This is a genomic window from Mesorhizobium sp. M7D.F.Ca.US.004.03.1.1 (assembly GCF_003998635.1).
GTDB classification, from domain to species: domain Bacteria; phylum Pseudomonadota; class Alphaproteobacteria; order Rhizobiales; family Rhizobiaceae; genus Mesorhizobium; species Mesorhizobium loti.
Map to the genome: position 1 here is coordinate 1 of NZ_RZQG01001387.1, position 1093 is coordinate 1093.

At 58.2% G+C, this 1093-nt stretch carries 1 protein-coding gene; it reads left to right on the top strand.

The features are described from left to right. Window positions 1–140 precede the first annotated feature (140 nt). Window positions 141–977, top strand: a complete 837-nt coding sequence (locus tag EN935_RS37295; RefSeq protein WP_127374307.1) for an ABC transporter ATP-binding protein — start codon at window positions 141–143, stop codon at window positions 975–977. Window positions 978–1093 lie beyond the last annotated feature (116 nt).

A 1093-nucleotide genomic window follows, 5' to 3' on the forward strand; every position in this document is an offset into this window, starting at 1 on the left:
GATACTCGTAGGTCTGCCGGAACTGATGCGCGAATTCGGCGAATATCGCTATCTCCTGTACGGCTTCGTCCTCGTGATCGTGATGCGGATCCGTCCGGAAGGTTTGTGGCCGGCTTCTCCGCGTCTCCGGGAGGGCGTTCATGTCAGCTGATTCGACATCCGTGCTTAGCATCCAAGATCTCAGCATCAGGTTTGGCGGGCTGAGTGCGCTCTCCAATGTGAACATCGAGGTTGAAAGAGGGCACATACACAGTGTCATCGGCCCGAACGGGGCCGGAAAGACGACTTTCTTCAACTGCCTGACCTCACTGGTTCAGCCCTCGAAAGGCCGGATGTATCTCGATCGCGTCCGCATCGATTCCCTAAAGCCCTATGTCGTGGCGCGCCACGGCGTCGCCAGGACCTACCAGAACATCAGGCTGTTCCAGAACCTGACGTGCATTGAAAACGTGCTGCTGGGAATGAGCCGCCATATGCGTGCAAGCGTGCTCGGTCAGATACTTGCCTCACCGACATGTCGTAGGGAAGAGCGGGAAAGCATGGAGAAAGCCCGGCATCTCCTGAATTATGTCGGCCTGAATGGGCGCGGCGACATGCTGGCAAGGACCTTGCCGTATGGCGAACAGCGCCGGCTGGAGATCGCGCGTGCGATCGCCGGCGCGCCGAAATTGCTTTTGCTAGACGAACCCGCAGCCGGAATGAACTCTGCCGAGAGCCTCGATCTGATGCGTCTCATACGCGCGATTCGGTCTGATTTCGCAGTCACCATCCTTCTTATCGAACATCATATGAAGCTTGTTATGGACCTGTCGGATTGGGTTTCAGTCCTTGACCATGGCATTCTGATAGCGGAGGGGCCGCCGCTAAAAGTCCAGAACGATCCCGTGGTGCTGAAGGCCTATCTGGGCAGCCGTGCCGCTCGCGTTGACCTCGCCAGCGGAAAAGAACTCGATCCCGTTGGGAGAACCGGCGCATGACAGCACAAGCGCCGCTCCTCGAACTGGCCGACATCGATGTTTCATACGGCAGCATCCGTGCCTTGCGGGGCGTTTCATTGACGGTCTCGCGTGGCGAGATCGTTGCACTCGTCGGC